11 protein-coding genes and 1 tRNA gene are annotated in these 17,038 nt (G+C 69.4%); all 12 read right to left on the reverse strand.

All coding sequences use genetic code 11. The features are described from left to right. Positions 1-136: 136 nt before the first annotated feature. A complete protein-coding gene (locus ACMGDM_RS02850; RefSeq protein ID WP_436802622.1) occupies positions 137-1,831 on the reverse strand; it encodes a GH39 family glycosyl hydrolase in 1,695 nt (564 codons plus the stop codon). A 70-nt stretch (positions 1,832-1,901) separates the two neighbouring features. Further along, positions 1,902-6,893, reverse strand: a complete 4,992-nt coding sequence (locus ACMGDM_RS02855; protein WP_436802623.1) for a hypothetical protein — start codon at positions 6,891-6,893, stop codon at positions 1,902-1,904. A 99-nt stretch (positions 6,894-6,992) separates the two neighbouring features. Then, positions 6,993-8,135 carry a hypothetical protein gene (locus ACMGDM_RS02860; RefSeq protein WP_436802624.1) on the reverse strand — a complete coding sequence of 381 codons (1,143 nt, stop codon included), beginning with the start codon at positions 8,133-8,135 and terminating at the stop codon, positions 6,993-6,995. Between the two features lie 40 nt (positions 8,136-8,175). Then, the gene (locus ACMGDM_RS02865) at positions 8,176-8,637 is read right to left on the reverse strand and encodes a hypothetical protein (RefSeq protein WP_436802625.1); all 462 of its coding nucleotides are present in this window, start codon (positions 8,635-8,637) and stop codon (positions 8,176-8,178) included. A gap of 11 nt (positions 8,638-8,648) precedes the next feature. Then, a complete protein-coding gene (locus tag ACMGDM_RS02870; RefSeq protein ID WP_436803617.1) occupies positions 8,649-9,539 on the reverse strand; it encodes a hypothetical protein in 891 nt (296 codons plus the stop codon). A gap of 345 nt (positions 9,540-9,884) precedes the next feature. Next, a tRNA-Arg gene (locus ACMGDM_RS02875) sits at positions 9,885-9,961 on the reverse strand. Between the two features lie 43 nt (positions 9,962-10,004). Further along, complete coding sequence (locus ACMGDM_RS02880; RefSeq protein ID WP_436802626.1) at positions 10,005-12,443, reverse strand: TonB-dependent receptor plug domain-containing protein; 2,439 nt, start codon at positions 12,441-12,443, stop codon at positions 10,005-10,007. A 159-nt stretch (positions 12,444-12,602) separates the two neighbouring features. Beyond that, positions 12,603-13,304 carry a TadE/TadG family type IV pilus assembly protein gene (locus tag ACMGDM_RS02885; RefSeq protein ID WP_436802627.1) on the reverse strand — a complete coding sequence of 234 codons (702 nt, stop codon included), beginning with the start codon at positions 13,302-13,304 and terminating at the stop codon, positions 12,603-12,605. Then, positions 13,295-13,879, reverse strand: a complete 585-nt coding sequence (locus ACMGDM_RS02890; protein ID WP_436802628.1) for a TadE/TadG family type IV pilus assembly protein — start codon at positions 13,877-13,879, stop codon at positions 13,295-13,297. The genes ACMGDM_RS02885 and ACMGDM_RS02890 overlap by 10 nt, the downstream gene beginning before the upstream one ends. Further along, a complete protein-coding gene (locus ACMGDM_RS02895; RefSeq protein ID WP_436802629.1) occupies positions 13,876-15,759 on the reverse strand; it encodes a Tad domain-containing protein in 1,884 nt (627 codons plus the stop codon). Before ACMGDM_RS02895 ends, ACMGDM_RS02890 begins: the two co-directional genes overlap by 4 nt. A gap of 166 nt (positions 15,760-15,925) precedes the next feature. Then, positions 15,926-16,168 (reverse strand): DUF6894 family protein, encoded by a 243-nt coding sequence (locus ACMGDM_RS02900; RefSeq protein ID WP_436802630.1) that lies wholly within the window; start codon positions 16,166-16,168, stop codon positions 15,926-15,928. 75 nt (positions 16,169-16,243) lie between these two features. After that, the gene (locus ACMGDM_RS02905; protein ID WP_436802631.1) at positions 16,244-17,002 is read right to left on the reverse strand and encodes a 3-keto-disaccharide hydrolase; all 759 of its coding nucleotides are present in this window, start codon (positions 17,000-17,002) and stop codon (positions 16,244-16,246) included. Between the last annotated feature and the right edge of the window lie 36 nt (positions 17,003-17,038).

A 17,038-nucleotide genomic window follows, 5' to 3' on the forward strand; every position in this document is an offset into this window, starting at 1 on the left:
ACGGTGAATCCTGAAAACCAGCGGAATGACGGCGATGAGCGCATGTGAGCGCCCTGCATGGCAGGCGGCGGTGTTGGTCTCGCCTCCGCTCCCGCGTCTGCAAGCACACGGTGGCAGTTCAGACCCGCAAGACCCGCTACCGGGGCGTCCCCGCCGGCGTCAGCACCAGCAGCGTGACCCCCTGACGCGGCAACCGGAACGCCACCTCCGCCCCGCCGCGCGCCACCGCAACCCGAGTGGGTGCGGCCTCATCCGGCGCCAGCGCCGCCGCCTTCAGCAGCGCGGCGCGCTGCGCGTCGCTCGGCGCGATCGGTGACCCCATCGCCTGCCACGCGGCGAAGCTGTTCGCATGAGTCGCATCGACGCGATAGTGCGCCAGCGTCGCGCCGCGGGCGAACGCACGCGGCAGCCCGCGCAGCCGCACCCGCACCGCCGCCTCCGGGCCCGCCACGTCGTCGTCGTGATAATGCCAGACCAGCACCGCAACGCGATCACCGTCGCGGCTGGCGACCGTGCCAACATCGGGCGATGCGCGCACCCCGTCCGCCAGCGCCGCGTCGAGCGCCACCTGGTGGTCCGAGGCGGCGCGCACGTAGCGGCCGCTCATCTTGGCGAACAGCTTGAACACGTTCATCACCGGCAGGTCGATCCCGGCCGAGGTGAGCTGGCGAAAGCCGGCGAAGGGCGGCTGGTCCTCGAACTCGAACGCCCAGCTCAGGATGCCCTCAAGCTTGAGCTGGCGCCGCTCGGCCAGCGCACGCAGCCGGGGGAACGAGGCCGCGGTGTAGCTCGCGTACATCGTGCCGTTGCGATAGGCGTTGGCCGGCCCCTGGCAGGCGGCGCAGCCCTCGGGATCGGACTCGCCGATGACGATCGGCTTGGTACGGAACATCGGATCGGCCGCAATCGCGGCGAACTCATGATCGGCCGCGTGCAGGTGCGTGCTGAGCCCCATGCGGACGTGGCGGCCGGCACCGTCCTCGATCACGCTGGGCTGGCCCTTGGCATGGAACGAGAGGAAGTCGGTCGGCGTCCCCGCGGCGCGCGCATGCGCCATGAAGGCGCTGAGGAAATCGTCCCCCGCTCCGGCGCTGTCGGGGCCGCCCACGCGCGCCTCGGGCAGTGCGCGGCGAACACCGCGCACTGCCGCATCATGGAGCCGGAAGAACTCTTCGCGCGTGCCGCCCCAATAATATTGCGGCAAGTTGGCCTCGTTCCACGTCTCGAAATACCAGCTCGCCACCTCGGCGCGGCCGTAGCGCTCGACGCAATGGCGCACCCATTGGTGGATCAGCTCCTCCCAGCGCGCGTAATCGCGCGGCGGATAGGCCCAGCCGGTCCGCAGCGTGCCGCTGCCCGGGCGCCAATCGTGCTGATACGGCTGCGGGCGCGTCGACAGCGCCTCGGGCATGAAACCAAGCTCGACATACGGCTTCACCCCGCGCGCGCGATAGGTGTCGAAGATGCGGTCGACGATCGTCCAGTCGTAGATCGGGCGGCCCTGCGCGTCCTCGCGATACACGCCGGTGGAGCCCCATTTGAGCGCGGGCGTGCCGTCGCCCGAGGTGAGCAGGTTATGGGTGCGGAAATAAACGCGGTCGGGCGCGAGCGCGCCCAGCGTCGCCAGCGTGGTGCGTCCGTCCTTCATCGTCGCATAATTGGGCTCGTCGGCACCGAAGAAGCGCCACTCGTCCGTCACGGCGCCGACGTCACGCGCGGCATCCACCTCGACCGTGACCGCGAACGGCGGCGCCACCGCGTCTGTCGCGATCCCGGCGGCCGGACTCCACGCCGCGGCTGCGACACACACCGCGGTCATCAACGCTCGCATCACACGCTCTCCCCTGTCGCGCGATGATGCGGCGGCGTCGGCGCGCGCGCAAGCCGCGCCGCGTCCCTCCTTACCGCGCGCGACCCAGCAGCGCGCCCATGCTGTCGCGATCAAACTTCAGGCGCAGCGTGAGAAAAGGGCCGCGCCGGGTGTAGCAGTCCTGCCCGAAGTCGCGGTCGCGATAGCCGCTCACGTTGAACCCGGCGCTCAGCCACAGGTCGCGCCCCGGTGACACGCCGACGCTCGGGCCCGCGCTGAACGCCAGCGTGTGGCTGGTGACGCCGTGCTGCACCGAGCCCTGCACGCCGAGGTCGAAGCGGCGCCCGAGATCGCGCCGCAGCTCGACACCGACGACCTCGGTGACGCCGGTGTAATCGTCCGCGCCGAAGCTGCCGCGCACCCATCTCAGGCCGTGGTACAGCGTCAGCTCGACGCCATGCCCCTCCCCTTCCGCGCCGCTGCGATAGTTCAGCGCGACGTTGTTGATCGCGCGCAGCGTCGCGTGAAAAGCGTCAGCGCCGGCGTCAATGCCGAGCACGTTGCGGTCGGTCACGCCCGCGTCCGCCCGGTCACGCCGCAGCTGGAATCGCTCGAGCACCGACCAGCGGCTGTCGAGTGGGCGCCATGCCAGCGCCGCGTCCGCCGCGAGCGAGGAAGCACGCGCGGCGGAGGATTGCTCGACGCTGTACCAGCGTACCCCTGCCGCGAGCGTCCGCCCCTCGCCGAGCGAGCGCAGCATGTTGCTGGTCAGCCCAAACCGGTCGCCGCGCCCGCCCGTACGATATTCCGCGCGACCGTTCCACGACCATCGCTGCGCGCGATAGCTCGCGCCGAGCGTCATCGCGGCATAGTCGCCCCCGCCATCGCCTTGCGCCGTCACGCCCGAAGTGGTCGACTGGAAGGCAGCGACAGCGGCGCCGTCCGCGATGGCGCCGCGCAAGGTGCTGCTCGCGTCCAGCGTCGCGTCGACGATCCAGCGGCGACCGAGCGGCAGCGACTGGCTCAGGCCATATTGCGCGAACACGCGCTGCGCGTTCTCGCCCCCAACCGCCTGCTGGTTGAGCGTGCTCATCAGCTTGCCGCCGGTCCATGGCGCGACGTCGAACCCGAGCCGCGCGGTCTGCGCGGTGTAGCTCGCACCCTGGGCCACCTCATAGCCGCCGATCAGCCGCACCGTCGGCGCGACGCGATAAGCCGCGCTGAGCTGGTGGCGGGCCGGGAAAGCGGCGCTCGCCTTGTCGCCGCCGGGCGCCACCTGCGTCTGCCCGGTGAGCGTCAGCCGCCCGTCGAGCGCCGCCTGCGTGCCGCCGAGCGTGAGCAGCCGCGAGTCGCGTTGGCCGCCGTCGATGCCTTGATCTGACGCGAGCTGCGCGCCCGCGAACAGCGTCCCGCGCTCGCGCCGCCACTCCAGCCGAGTGTCAAGCGCGGTGCGCCGTCCGGGGCCGTCGAGCTGCTGCTGGTACCAACCGGTTGCGGTGAGCGCGAGCGCGCCGGTGAGCTGTGCGCGACTGTCAAGCCCGACGCGGCGCGCGCCCGCCTCGACGACGTTCTGCTGCGAGACGCCGAAGCCACGATCCTGCTGGCGCGCGTAGACGAGCAGGTCACCGCGTGCGCCGTGGTGCTCCGCCTCGGCGAGCCACGCCCGCCCGACACCGAGACCGCCGCGTCCGCCGCTCGCCGCCTCGGCGCGCAGCTCGGTCGCCGCGCCCGCATGCGCCTTGAGATCGACCGCAACCAGATCGGCTGTCGCGGTCGTCTCGTCATGGAGCGCGGAGGCGCCCAGTTCGACCGCGCCCCGCGCCAGACGTACCGCGCCGCGGCCGCCCGCCACCTTCTTGCGACCGGTGCCATAGGTCTCGTAGTCGACTACGATATATACGGGGTTAAGCGCGGGATCGCGCGTCAGCACCGGCTCGCGGAAGCGGATCGTGCCTGCGGCGACGTCAATGTCATAATCGATATGGCGGGTCATCTGCGTGGTGGCGACGATCCGCTCGGGACGGAACCGGTCGCGCACCTCGATGCGGAGCTTGTCGCTGTTCGGCACGATATCGCGGGCGGCGAGGCGATAGGGGCCGCTCAGGCCGTTGCCGGCGATCTCGTCGCGCGCATAGCGCTCGTCGGTGTGCGCGGTAAAGGCGCTGAACAGCAGACGCTCGCCGTCGTACGCGGTCTTGAGCCCGTTGAGCGTGCGGCTGTACCGCCCCAGCTTGGTGGCGGTCAGGCCGGTCTCATAGTCGCCGAACAAGGCGTAGAACGCGCGGCGCTCCAGCCGCAGGTACAGCTTGCGATCCGTCGCCGCGTCATAGCCCTGGCGCGTGCCGTCGCCATAGACGGTGTAAAAGCGATCGGGGTCGATCGTGCCGAGCAGCCCGCGCGAGCGGTCGCGCTGACGGTCGCTGTCGTAGGCGATCGTCGCCAGCCACGATCCCTTGATCCGCCCCTTGGCGTAGAGCGCGAGCTGGCCGTCGCGCACCGCGCCCCCGCGCACGCCCGGAGGCAGCGTGCCGGCGTGGCGGCGCAGCAAGTCATAGCCGATCGTGCCGGCGCCGAAACCGACCACGGTCCAGCCGCGCGCGGGCGCCGCCAGCCAGCCGGTGAGGTCCACGGTGCGGCGCGTGTCGCGGTCGGCGAGCTCGACGTGCGCGCGCACCGCCCCGCTCTGCATCGTCGGCTCGAGCGCGACGAAGGCGTAACCCTCGTCACCCACCACCTGTGCGGTGTGCGCCCCACCGTCGGCGACCTGGCGACGCTCCTGCGCGATCGCAACCTCCTCGGCGACCGCATAAGGCGCGTCGACCCGCACCGTCAGCAACGTGCCCGCGCGCACCGGGCGCCCCTGCGCGTCGGTGGCGCGGAGCGCGAGCAGCGGGCGGGTCAGTCCGTCCGCCACCAGACGGCTCTTCTCGGCCGCCGCCACCACCTGCGCGGGCGCACCAGCGACATGGACGACGCGGGTGAGCGTCTCCACAGTCGCGCCGCCGGCGTCGAGCACGCGCGCGACCAAGCGGTTGTCGCCGGGCACCACCGGCACGCCCGACCAGCGCGCCACCGCGATCGTGCCATCGGGGCTGGAGTCGGTGCCGTCGAACGCAAGCGGGTCGCTCGCCTCGCCGTTGATGGTCAGCGCGATGCGCTGGCCGGGGCGATGCTTGACCACCACGCGGACTGCGGGTGCGCGCGGATTGTGATCGGGGGCCGGGAAGAGGAACGCGACGCCCGGCGCCTCGCCGGCGAACCAGTCACGGCCAGCGCCGGCCGCGACGGCATCGACGAGTACCGGCACCGGCAACGCGGCGGCGGCCGCGGCGGCTGCCCCGGTCGGACGCAGCTGGAAATCGACGCGCTTGATCAGACCGCCCTCGCTCTCGACAAAGCGCGAGACCGCGCTGCCCGCCTGGCGCGTGTCCGCGTCGCACGCGACGGGCGCATGGCTCGCGGGCACCGAGGCGCGGTCGAGCGCGACGATGTGCCGCCCGGGGCGCACGCCCTCGACATGGTACAGGCCGTCCTTGTCGGTGACGACATAGGTGCCGTCCTCCAACAGCAGCCGGATACCCGACACGCCGCGGCGCTGGGCGACGGGGTCGCGGCAATCGCCCTCGGTGACGCGGCCGATGAGCGTGAAGCCGTCCGAAAACAGCAGCGGGCGGATCCGCACCGCCGCCGCGGCCTCATTGCCGGTCACGCCCGCGCTGGCGCTGGCGAGCACGCGGTTGACCGTCTCGCCCGGCGTGGCCCCCGGCGCGATCACCACGGTGTAGCGCAGCTCCGCGGTGGCGTGCGCGGCGATCTCGGGCACGTCGAAGTGGAGTTGCCGACCGTCGGGCGCGAGGACCGGCTCGACGACGCCGCGGGTCGAACCGCGCTGATAGCGCAGGCCGCGCGGCAGCAGGTCGGTGATGCTCACCGCACGCGCCGCGCGCTCGCCGCGGTTGGTGATGGTGACGCGATACTGCACCGGGTCGCCTGGAGACGCCTCGCGGGTGGAGGCGGTCTTGCTCAGCAGCAGCACGGTATCGCCGACACGGTCGAGCGGGATGTCCGAGAAGAAGGGATCGGCCGAGGCGATCGTGAAGGCGGCGCCGAACGACGCCTCGTTGATCAGGTAAGCCTTGCCGGCGGGGTCCAGCAGCGTCGCCAGCTCGGCCCGGCTCCGCGTCGAGGGGGCGACATAATTGCCGGGCGGAACGATCCTCAGATAATAGCTTCCTGGCGCGACCAGGGGGAAGCGGTAGTTGCCGGTGCCGAACTGATACAGGCGCCCGCTCGCGTCGCGCACCGAGGCACCGCTGATGACGGTCGCGGGATAGCCGCTGACGCCATCATCGCCGAACACCTGCGCCAGGTTGCCGTCACCGTCGAGCAGGCTCACCTCGGCGCCGTCAACCAGCGCACCCGTGACCGAATCGAACACGTAACCGGCGGGATCGACCAGCAGCGACGCCGCCGCGGGCAAGCTCAAGGTGTTGCCGGCGTAGGACATGCGCAGATAGCCGCCGCGTTCGCGCGAGGGATCGCAGCCGGCCAGTTCGGGCGCGGTGCCGCCGCCGGGCACGCCGCCGGCGAACACGCCCGTGTTCGGCCCGGTCTCGAGCAGCGGCAGCTTGACGGTGCGGCCCGCGGTGCTCACGTCGATCCAGTCGGTCTCGCGTGCCGCGGGATCGTGGTTGTCCGACGCGGCGTCCAGCACGATGATCATCGGCTGCTTGGTGTCGATGGTGCGCAGCGGCGCGGCGCGTGCCAGATCGACGGCATCAATCGGCGCCGGGATGAGCGGCGTGTCAGATCCGGTTTCGCAGTGCATGCCGCTGAGCCGATAGCCGACCGGCAGCAGGCGGAAGCTGAGCGACGACGGCCGCTTGATGCGATCGACGTCAAGCTCGACGGTGTTCGAGCCGATCGTCGCGCGCGCATCGGGCGCACCGAACGAGAGCTGCGCGGTGTTGCTGACGCGCGCCACCTGCCCGCTCGCCGCCGGTGCGAGCGCCAGCGCGCACAGCATCGCCGCCGCGAACGAGCGCAGCGCAGCGGGTACAGCCAGGATCGGCGGCTTGGGCATGAAGAGTCCCTGCCCGGCGCGTGACACGTGCCAGGGGATGCAGTCGGGCGCGCGCTCCCGCCGGAGCGGGAGCACGGCAGGAGCGGATCGAGGATTGCGCTAGTTGATCGTCACCTTGAACGAGGCCGCGACCGAGCCGCCGCCGCTCACCGTGCCGACATTGGCGATCACCTTCTTGGCGACGCTGTCGAACGAGGCGGAGAGGCCGTCCGTCTCCGTGGCATCGTCGGCGTCGTCATCCTCGCTCGACCCGTTGACGACACACGCGACCCCGAGCGTGCCCGGCGTGCCGATCGAAATCGAGCCCGGCACGTAGGTGGTGTTCGCCGGGATCACGTCGCTCAGCGTCACGCCGTTGGCGCCGGTGGTGATGGTCGCATTGCTCACGCGCAGGCAATATTCCACGGTGGCACCCGGGATCGCCTTGGGCACGGCCGAGCCGAGCCCGTCCGCCAGCACGCGCGCCGACTTGGCGACGGTCAGCGCCACATTGTTCACTGCGACGAAATAGCCAGAGTAGGCGCGCCCCTGCCCGTTGCGGCCAGCGTCGCCGAGCAACGCGCCGTCGCTGTCGTCATCGGCGAACACGATGTCGACAGTGCCGTCCGCGCCGTTGAGGTTGAGGTCGGTGGCGACCAGCGCGCTGCCCTGCGCCCCCGCCTGACCGCCCGCCGCTGCGATCACGTGGAGCGAGTCATAAGCATATTGCGCACCGGCCTGCCCCGGCACGTTGCCGACGATGAACACGGTCACCGAAGCGTCGGGCGCCAGCTCGTCGACCCAGGTCTGCGTGTCGACGCCGGCGTCGTAGCGGCCGTTGCCGTTCGAATCGACGTAGGCGCGCAGGCTGGTCAGATCGAAATTGTCGCTGCCGGGGAACAGCCCGAGCGAGATGCTCTGCTGGTCGGGATCGAGCAGGAAGTCCTGCACGTCGTTGGTCAGGTTGGTGACGCGAAAGGTCGTCACCGCGTTCTGATCATTGAGGTTCACTTGGGTCGGCCCAGTCTGCGCGGTGACCACGGTGAAGTTCACCTTTTTGTCCACCACGAACGACGCGGTCGTCGAGGTGGTCGACTGGCTGGTGCCGTTGACCGAGTAGGTCACCGATGCGGTATTATCGATGCGCGTCCCCGCGGTGGTCAGCTGCGCGGCCGAGGTAGGTGCCTGGGCGTGCGCCACCCCGCCGATCCCCGTACCGGCGGTACCCGCCAGCAGCACGGCGACGGCCCTTCTCACGAACATGTCACGTCCTTCCTGTTACGATCGGTGATGATGCTGGAGGTCACTTGAGCGCGGCCTGGAACGCGAACTCGCCACGCGCGCCGGGCGCCAGCGGACGCGCGAGCCGCCAGCGGACATGGGTGACATCGTCGGCTGCGGCGGCGCGAGTGGCACCGTTCGCGGCCAACGTCAGCTGCTCGAGCGCGCCATAGCGTCGGCCGTCCACCGACAGGTCGGGCGCCGGGCTGCCCGCCAGTGGCGCACGATAGGCAACGCCCTGCGGCACGGGATTGTCGAACACGATGTTGCTGAGCGGCTGCGCGCCGGTGTTGCGATACGCGAGCACGAAGACGACGCGGTCGCCGGGCACGGCGCGCTTGGCCGGCACCAGCGCGATGCGGGTGGTGCCATCCGCGGCGAGCTGCTTGCTCTCGACGAGCACGCGCGAGGTGACCTCGAGCGGGCCGGCGGCGGCGACGGGTGCCGCGAGCGCGGCGCCGAGCAGCAGGAGTGAACGGATCATCGAGAAACTCCTCACAGGATGATGGCCTTAAAGCGGATGGTGCGGGTCGCGCCGGCGGGCATGTCGCCGAGCGCGACGCGGACGGTGCCGCTGTCGAGCCGGCCGGTGTCGGCGTCGCCGCCGTCGCTGAGCGGCTGGTCGTCGAGCGTGATGCTGCCGGCGACGAAGCGGGTACCGGCGGGAATGGCATCGCTCACCTCCACCGCAGGGCAGTCGCGCGCGAACCGCGCGACCAGCGTATAGGTGACGATCGCGCCGACGGTGGCGCGCGCGCTGCCGTCGGGCGCCACGACGCTCTGCGCCTTGTCGAGTTGCGCCGCGGCACCGCCCACGATGAGCTTGCTGCTGGCGCTGGCGCGGCCTGTGGTGGCACCGATCACGGCGTCCGTACCGGCGGGCCCGGCGCCCGCGAGCAGCGTGCCGGGCTGGCCGGTGCCCGCGCGCGCGGTGGCGGTCGCGGTAACGGTCGCGCCGTTCCCCGCGCCCGCGACCAGCACGAAGACGTGACGGCTCTCGCCTGGGGAGAGCGTCACCGCCGCGTCGCCGCGGTCGTGCGCCGGATCGTACCGGCCGTCGCCGTCCGCGTCGGCGACGATCGCGGCAATGCTGGCGCCGGTCACGTCGATCGTGGCGGTCACGACATAGCCGCCGGGTGCGTTGCCGCGGTTGATCATGGTGAAGCCGACGGGCGTTGGCTCGCCGGCGATGGTGACGCTCGCCTGGTCCGCAGCGATGGCGACGTCGACGAGCGCATCGACCGCGACCGTCACCGTGTTGCTGTCGATCGCGCGCGGCGTGTCCGCATCGCTGGCGAGGGTCAACCAAGCGGTGTTGACGATCTGCGTGCCAGCCGGCGTGCCCGCGCGCGCCGGCGCCGCAAGCGTCCACGCCGCCGCAACCATTGCCACCCCTGTCGACCATCGCCGCGCGACCGCCATCGGACCCCCCGCCCTCGCCCCATGCGAGTGTGCGAGGAGGACCAGCGGCTCATCTGGTTAAGCAGATGCTAGCGACGCGCCTTTACCAACTGCCGCTGCGACCTAAGTCTAACGGTTAATCCGGTATGGTGCGGTATCGGTAAGGAGGAGCGATCCCCCGTCGGACGCCCGGCACCGGCACTCGTCTCTGCCCCAATCCGGGGTGACGAGCGAAGGTCTCGGTGAGCCTTGCTCGCGGCGAAAGTAGACATCGCGCGGTTCGCGACCGCGGCACTCAGGCTTGGCACGACATCGCTCCGCCTGGGGCGCTGGTGCCCCCGGCGAGATTCGAACTCACGACCTGCGGTTTAGGAAACCGTCGCTCTATCCTGCTGAGCTACGGGGGCGCCGCTCGCCCCCGTAGGTTTTCGCGTCAGCAGGGTCAATCGCTCACCAGCTCAGCCCGGCCCGAACGTAGAGGAAGCGACCGTTGAAGCCGAACGGCGAGTAATAAGGGAAGCCGATCACCCCGGTCGAATTGTTGCGCGGGATGGTGCGGTCCGGATAGACGTCGAACAGGTTGCTCACGCCCAGCGCGACCTGTCCGCCGGGCAGCGCCTGATAACGCACCTCCAGATCGGTCACCGCGTGGCGGCCGGTGCGAACATCGTCCAACAGCGTGCTGCCGGGCTGGTTGACGTCGCCGTAATAAGTCACGCGCGCAAGCGCGCCGACCTGGTCGAGCGACCAGTCGATCGTGCCGGTGACCTTCTCGCCCGGGGTGCCCTGCTCCACCGTCAGCACGCGGCTGCGCGCGAACAGTGTCGGCGCGGGGTTGAGCGTCGCGGTGGAGGTCGGCACGTCGGTCACCTTCACCTTGTTGACGTTGCCTGCGAGCGTGACGTCGAACGCGCCCACTCGCGCGGTGCGCAGGCGATAATGCGCGACCGCGTCGATGCCCTGGGTGGTCGAGCGCACGCCGTTGATGAAGAAGCGCGCCGCGGTCACGCCATAGGGGTTGAGCAGCGCCGCCACGCCGGGGCTGAACGAGGCGTTGATGTTCTCGGACAAGGCCAGCTGGTCGCGCAGCTTGATGTAATAACCGTCGACCGAGAGATCGAAGCCGCCGAAACGGATCACCGTGCCGGCCGAGAAGTTGGTCGACTTCTCGGGATCGAGCGGCACGCCGCCGAGCGCATTGCCGAGCCCGCTGGTCGAGGGCGTGGTAATGGTGAGGAAGGGGACGCCGTTCTGCACCACCGAAGCGGTGGAGGTGAAGAACTGCTGCTGGAGCGACGGCGCGCGGAAGCCGGTGGAGACGGTGCCGCGCAGCGCCAGCCAGTCGGCGATATCGTAGCGCAGCGATGCCTTGCCGTTGGCGGTGGACCCGAAGTCCGAATAGTCCTCGAACCGCCCGGCGAGGCCGAGCAGCAGCGCGTCGGTGAGCTGCGCCTCGATGTCGAGATAGGCGCTGCCGTTGCGACGTGAGCGCTCGAGCGCGTTCGACTGTGACAGCGCGGGGAAGCCCTGCGCCCCCGCCGACACGCCCGATACCGGCTGGCCAGCCGGCTCACCCGCCTCGATCTTGTAGCCCTCGCGCCGGCCCTCGAGCCCGAAGGCTACGTTGAGCGACTGGAACAGGTCGAACTTGCGCGCCACGTCGAGCCCGGCGACCCATTGGTCGTAGATCAGCCGACCGTCGAAGAAGTCGGTCTGCGAGGCGTTGCCCGCGGCGAAATTGGCGCTGTCGCGCGTGCGGAACGACAGCCGGTTGCGGCCGTAGCTGACGTTAAGATCGACGTTCCAGCCGGCCACCTCGCCGCGCACGCCCAGTGCCGAGTTGAGGTCGGTCGACTTGGTGTTGATTACCGGCAGGAAGCCGTTGGGATAGAGTGTGTTGACGTTATAACCACTGGTCACCCCCGGCAACCGCGGGAAGGCCGTGCCGCGCACGTCGCGGTCCTGGTAGCCGACCCAGCCGTAGAGGCTCCACTTGTCGGTCAGCGACGCGCCCGCGTTGGCGAACAGCGTATATTGCTCCAGCGCCGGGTCACCGAACCGCCCGGTGACGCGCGTCGGCGTGACGCGCGGATCGAAGTCGGCGCGATTGGTCGGCTGGCGGCGGTTATACTCGCCCGACAGCGTGAGGAAGCCGTCGCTGCCAAAGCCGATGCCCTGCCAGGCCGAGGCGGTGACATTGTTCTCGCCGGTGACGTGGCGGCTGCCACGTGCGGTGTCGATGTCGGTGTCGTAGAAGCCATAGGTGACGGTGGCGCCGCCGCCGGAACGGGCCTCGCGCAGCCGCAGATTGACCACGCCCGCGATCGCATCCGAGCCATATTGCGCCGAGGCGCCGTCACGCAGCACCTCGACCCGGTCGAGCGCCGCCACCGGGATGGTGTTGAGATCGACCGCCGACGAGCCGCGCCCGACCGAGCCGTTGGTGTTGAGCTGCGCCGAGGCATGGCCGCGCACCCCGTTGATGAGGACCAGCGTCTGATCGGGCGAGAGGCCGCGCAGCGTCGCCGGGCGCACCGCATCGGTGGCGTCGGTTGCCGCGGCGCGCGGGAAGTTCACCGAGGGCGCCACGTTCGCCAGCGCCGCGGCCACCTCGGTGGTGCCCTGCCGCTGGAGGCTGGCGCCGCTCAGCACGTCCACGGGTGATGCGCTGTCGAGCCGGGTGCGTCCGGCGGCGCGCGTGCCGGTCACCACGATGTCGTCGCTTTCCGCGGGCGGGGCGGCGCTGTCCTGCGTCGGGGCGGCCTGCGCCTCCGTCGCCGGCTGCGCCTGCGGCAGCTCGTCCTGCGGCTGCGGCTGCTGCGCCAGCGCGGGGCTGGCGAAGGCGGTCAGCGCGCTGGTGAGCAGGAGGCTTCGGGTGAAGCGATGCATGGCGAGGTCCCTTTATGTCGCGCCGACGCGCTCACGCGTCGTACGTTATTACGGGTCGCTTTACGCTTCTTCGCCTCTCCGTCGCTCAAATCTGCATTGTACCGAACTAAGCTTTTCTTCCCCTTTAGGACGGAACGGTCGCGCACTCGCCACTGCGGCTCAGGTGGCCGTGTAACGGTCGCAGGTATAGCGTTGCGCGGTCGGCGCGGGATTGTAGACCTGATCGAAGGTGCGACGATCGCGCACGATGAACGAGGCGGTGTAGCGCATCTGCTGCACTCCCGCGCTCAACCAGCGTGCACTGATCACCGGATTGTACAGATAGTTCACCTCGACGAACATCACCCCGGTGCCGGGCGGTGCGGTCACCTGCGCGCCGGTGCCGCCCATCCCGGCGACCTGGGTCCCGGCATAGGCCGGGCCGCTCTGTGTTCCGGCGTCCACCGGGGTGGTGCCATAATGCGAGTCGAAGGCCGCGCCGCTCGCCGTGCCGAGACAGCGCTGCCAATGGATATATTGCTTGCCGCCGTTCTCCTCCAGCGAGGACACGATGATCCGGCCGCGCGTCGCCAGCCCCAGTTTGGCGCCCTGCAGCCGCGCCGCGGTGAGCACGTCGTTGATGTCGACCTCGCGCAGCTGCGTCGAATTGTCGCTTTGCATGCTGCCGACGCGCGAAGCGTTGTCCGCCAGGTTGAGCGCCAGCTGGCTGACCTGGAGCGAGGTGAGCGCAAGGTTGCACGTCTCGATGGCGTAGCAGCCCAGCGTCAGCACCAGTGGCAGCGTGAGCGCGAACTCGATCATCGACACGCCCGATCGATCGCGCCGCAGCCGCGTGAGCAAGGGCGCGTGCGTCACGTACATACCGATCTCACCACCGTGTTGGTCTGCGTCTTGTACGGCTGGTTCTTGAGCAAGGTGGTGGCCGACAGCGACTGGGTCGGTGGCCAGCCGAGCAGTCCCGCCATCGGGAAGAGGCGGTTGAAGGTGAGCGTGACCGTGTAGTTGGTGACGTCGTTGGCGCTGCCCTGCCCGCCGACGCCCGGATCCGCGTCCCAGATGCCGTTGCCGTTGATGTCGTCGAAACACTCGCCCGTGTCGCGCACGCCATTACCGTTCTGATCGTTGAACGTTTCGGGCTTTACCAAAGAGAAGCTGGCATAGCTCTTGCGCGACGTGCTGACCGTCATGCCGCTACCGAGCGTCGCCAGCATCGTGCGCACCTTGTTGTCGATCGCACTCTGGTCGGCGGCGTTGTTCTCGAGCGCGCTGTCACGCCCCGCCTTGATCACCGCGCCTTCCAGCACCGATCGCGCATAGACGCCGTACATGAGATCGAAGAGACCCAGCAGCACGATGAACAGCACGGGCGCCAGCAGCGCGAACTCGATCGTGCTGACACCGCGCCGGTCACGCCCGATCCCTGCGCGCGCGCTCATTGGTCGATCCGCAGCATCGCGACCTGCTTGGCGATCTTCTGGAAGATCGAGGACAGCCCGCTGCCGGTCGTGGTGTACAGCGCCTGCGCGCTGTTGCGCGCGCATTGCGTCAGCTGGCTGCTCGGCGCGTCGTCGATCGCCACGGTCCAGACGTCGATGCCGAGCTGGCGCGCGCGGCCGCACTCGTAGAGGAAACGAGCATTGTGATAGCTAGCGAGGTTGCTCATGTTGCCGCCGCTGACGCGTTGATCCACGTTCTCGAGACCGTAGAGGCCGTAGATGTCCTTGACCGGCGACATGACGCCGTCGGTCAGAAACACGATCACCTTGCGCGGCGCGGGCTGGCCGGTGCGCCCGGCATTGTCCCCGGCAAAGATACCTGACGACGCGAGCAAGCGTGTTCCCCAGATCATGCCGGTGTCATGATACGTGCCGCCGAGTGGCTTGAAGTCCGGAGCGTCGACATAGGCAGCGATGGCGGACAGGGACATGACCGACAAGCGACGCATGGGCTTGCCGCACGAGTAAAATCCCGAGCTTCGTTGGCTCACGCTGCCGAGGTTGGTGTGATCCTCACCCTTACCGGTCTCGGACGCCTTACCGGCGCGATTGTATTCGACGTCCGCCCACATCGGCCGCCAGCGTGTTTCCGGCGTGCCGTTAGGGATAAGATCGGGATCGAGGTCGTATGACGACGAGGTGAAACTGGTCACCCCGGCCTGCGTAAAGCGCTCCTCGATGCAGCCGTCCCACTTCGACGTGGCGCCGATCGCCGGCAGTTTGCTGGGGTCCGGCACCGCGACGCCGGTGATGAACTTGGATACGTCGAACTCAAGCGCCTGATAACTATAGGTCGGCACCATGTTGCGGGTAACATCGCCGTAGCAGGCGTTGGTGTCCCAGAACTGGCCGCCCGTATAAGTCGCCTTGGCGGTAGCGTTGAACGTGCCCGCCGTGCCGTAGGAGCGCGTGCCCATCAGCGTGGGGCAATTCGGCTCCGTCTTGGTGTTCTGAGTGCCCGTCCAGCTTGCGACGGCCTCGCCGTCCGGCTTGCGTGTCTGATACCACCACTTCTCGCCGGCGTTCGCCCCAACGAGATAATTCGGCGCGACCTGATAGATCGCCCTCCCCGCGTTCACGGTCGAGGTATACGTGACGAAACCGTAGCGGACGCGCGTGCCGCTATCCACGGAGGAGGCGATGATCGCGGCAAAATCCTTCACCGCCTGGCGCAGCGCCTTCATCCGCGAACCATTGCTCGCCGTGGTCTCGGGCACGGCATAGCCGGTCGAGCCGGGATAACCCGCCGCCGCGTCGGGATCGCTCGCCGGCCGCGTATAGGCCTGCGCGGGATTGGACCGGGTATAGCTGTCACACTGCGCATCGGTGTCTTCCGGACGGCAAGCCATCGAGCCGGTGGTGTCGAGCACGAAGACGATGTCCGTGTCGGCGATGTCGTAGCGGGCCTTGCACGTCACCGTCAGCGTCGCGGTCGGCATGGCGAACATCTTCATCAGCGTCATCGGCAACTGGACCGAGGCGGTGCCCGCGACCTGCTGGTCGCTGGTCTTCACCGGCGTGAAGGTAGGCGTGGCGGCGCCGAACCACCCAGCAGCGAAATTATTGGCGAAGAACGTCTTGGCCTGCGCCGTCGCATTGGCGTCGAGCGTGCTGTTGCTGTCGCTGGCCATCGACCGGCGACCCGCCAGGACGCCTGCGTCGCACGCCTGCTGCAAGCGCGATTTGACCACATACATGCGCGACACGTCGAGGCCGGAGCCCGCCAGCGCGGCGAGCGGGATCATCGCCACGGCCATCATCGCCGCGACGTTCGCGCCACGATCGCGCGCCAGTCGGTTCAGCCAGGAGAAACGGGTCATGCGCCTGCAACCGCGTCAATGCCCGACGCGTGGATGACGCATAGCGGGCGAAGGAAGCCAGCCGCCGCGGCCCCGTCTTACCGGAGCGACAACGACGTGGAGCCTGAGACTCCATCGTAACTTTTTACAGTAGCGTGCTTAAGGAATCGTATCGGCGGTCGGTCGCTCAGACCGTCGGGGCGCCCCGTACCCCGACCGTGGCCACGATCACGTTGAGCAACGGTCGGCGCTGCGTATCCTCGACCGTGACGCGCCAATGCCCTTCGTCGGCATAGCCGGGATGTTCGGACAGATACACGCCGAGGCGGCGCACCGCATCGTTGCGCGCCTCAGCCAAGTCGGTGCATTCGGTACCGACCACATCGCGATCACGGCCGGAGAACTGAAAGTAAAACAGCGCCATTGCCATAGAAGTCCGGCACGAAGCGATCGTTCCGCCCCTATCATGGAGCAGCGCGCTCACCGCGCGCCGCTCCGCCCGGCCTCATCGCTTTGCCGCGGCCCGCGCCGGGTCGATGCGGCGCAGCTTGATGTTGCGGAACGCCACGGGCTCGCCGTGGTCCTGCAATGCGATCACACCGCTGGTAAAGGTGCCGAACAGCGGCATGGACGCAAACTTGGACTTGGCCACCCGCTCCTTCCACGCCGCGTCGCCGAACGAGACGTCGGCGGTGGGCACGCCGTTGAGCCACTGGCGGATGCGCCCAGGCTCGACCAGGAGCCGCGCGTGGTTCCAGCTGCCCGCCGGACGCGACACGCCTGCCGGCGGCACGGTGATGTCGTAGAGCGCGCCGGCGTGGTGCGACGGGATCTTGCCGTCGGGATGACCGACATCGTCGAGGATCTGCATCTCCAGCCCGGTCTCGTAGCTGCGCTTGGTCTGCGGCACGTTGCGCGCGAGGTAGATCACGCCGCTGTTGCCGCCGCGCTCCACCTTCCAGTCGAGCGTCAGCTCGAACGTGCCATATTGCTCCGCGGTGGCGAGATCGGCCCCGCTCATCTGCCCGCTGGCGGCGGTGAGCATCAGCGTGCCGTCCCGCACCACCCAGGACGGCGAGGGCGCGCCACCCTCATACGAGCGCCAGCCGGTGAGGTCGCGGCCGTTGAACAGCAGGTGCCAGCCCTGCGCGCGTTCCCGCGCGGTGAGCGTATTCGGTGCGCTCGCGGCCGACTGAGCCAGCGCCGGCGCACCCGACATCACGAGCGCCGCCGCGGCCAGCCCTGCTCTTATCGATCTCCGCATCCGCTCTCTCCGTTGTCGTTGTCGCCGGCATCGCCG

Source organism: Sphingomonas larreae (genome assembly GCF_051400595.1).
Classification (GTDB): domain Bacteria; phylum Pseudomonadota; class Alphaproteobacteria; order Sphingomonadales; family Sphingomonadaceae; genus Sphingomonas.

Coding starts and splice junctions, on each gene's coding strand:
- ACMGDM_RS02850 (WP_436802622.1), bottom strand. CDS start 1,831: ATGCGAGCGTTGATGACCGCGGTGTGTGTCGCAGCCGCGGCGTGGAGT.
- ACMGDM_RS02855 (WP_436802623.1), bottom strand. CDS start 6,893: ATGCCCAAGCCGCCGATCCTGGCTGTACCCGCTGCGCTGCGCTCGTTC.
- ACMGDM_RS02860 (WP_436802624.1), bottom strand. CDS start 8,135: ATGTTCGTGAGAAGGGCCGTCGCCGTGCTGCTGGCGGGTACCGCCGGT.
- ACMGDM_RS02865 (WP_436802625.1), bottom strand. CDS start 8,637: ATGATCCGTTCACTCCTGCTGCTCGGCGCCGCGCTCGCGGCACCCGTC.
- ACMGDM_RS02870 (WP_436803617.1), bottom strand. CDS start 9,539: ATGGTTGCGGCGGCGTGGACGCTTGCGGCGCCGGCGCGCGCGGGCACG.
- ACMGDM_RS02880 (WP_436802626.1), bottom strand. CDS start 12,443: ATGCATCGCTTCACCCGAAGCCTCCTGCTCACCAGCGCGCTGACCGCC.
- ACMGDM_RS02885 (WP_436802627.1), bottom strand. CDS start 13,304: ATGTACGTGACGCACGCGCCCTTGCTCACGCGGCTGCGGCGCGATCGA.
- ACMGDM_RS02890 (WP_436802628.1), bottom strand. CDS start 13,879: ATGAGCGCGCGCGCAGGGATCGGGCGTGACCGGCGCGGTGTCAGCACG.
- ACMGDM_RS02895 (WP_436802629.1), bottom strand. CDS start 15,759: ATGACCCGTTTCTCCTGGCTGAACCGACTGGCGCGCGATCGTGGCGCG.
- ACMGDM_RS02900 (WP_436802630.1), bottom strand. CDS start 16,168: ATGGCAATGGCGCTGTTTTACTTTCAGTTCTCCGGCCGTGATCGCGAT.
- ACMGDM_RS02905 (WP_436802631.1), bottom strand. CDS start 17,002: ATGCGGAGATCGATAAGAGCAGGGCTGGCCGCGGCGGCGCTCGTGATG.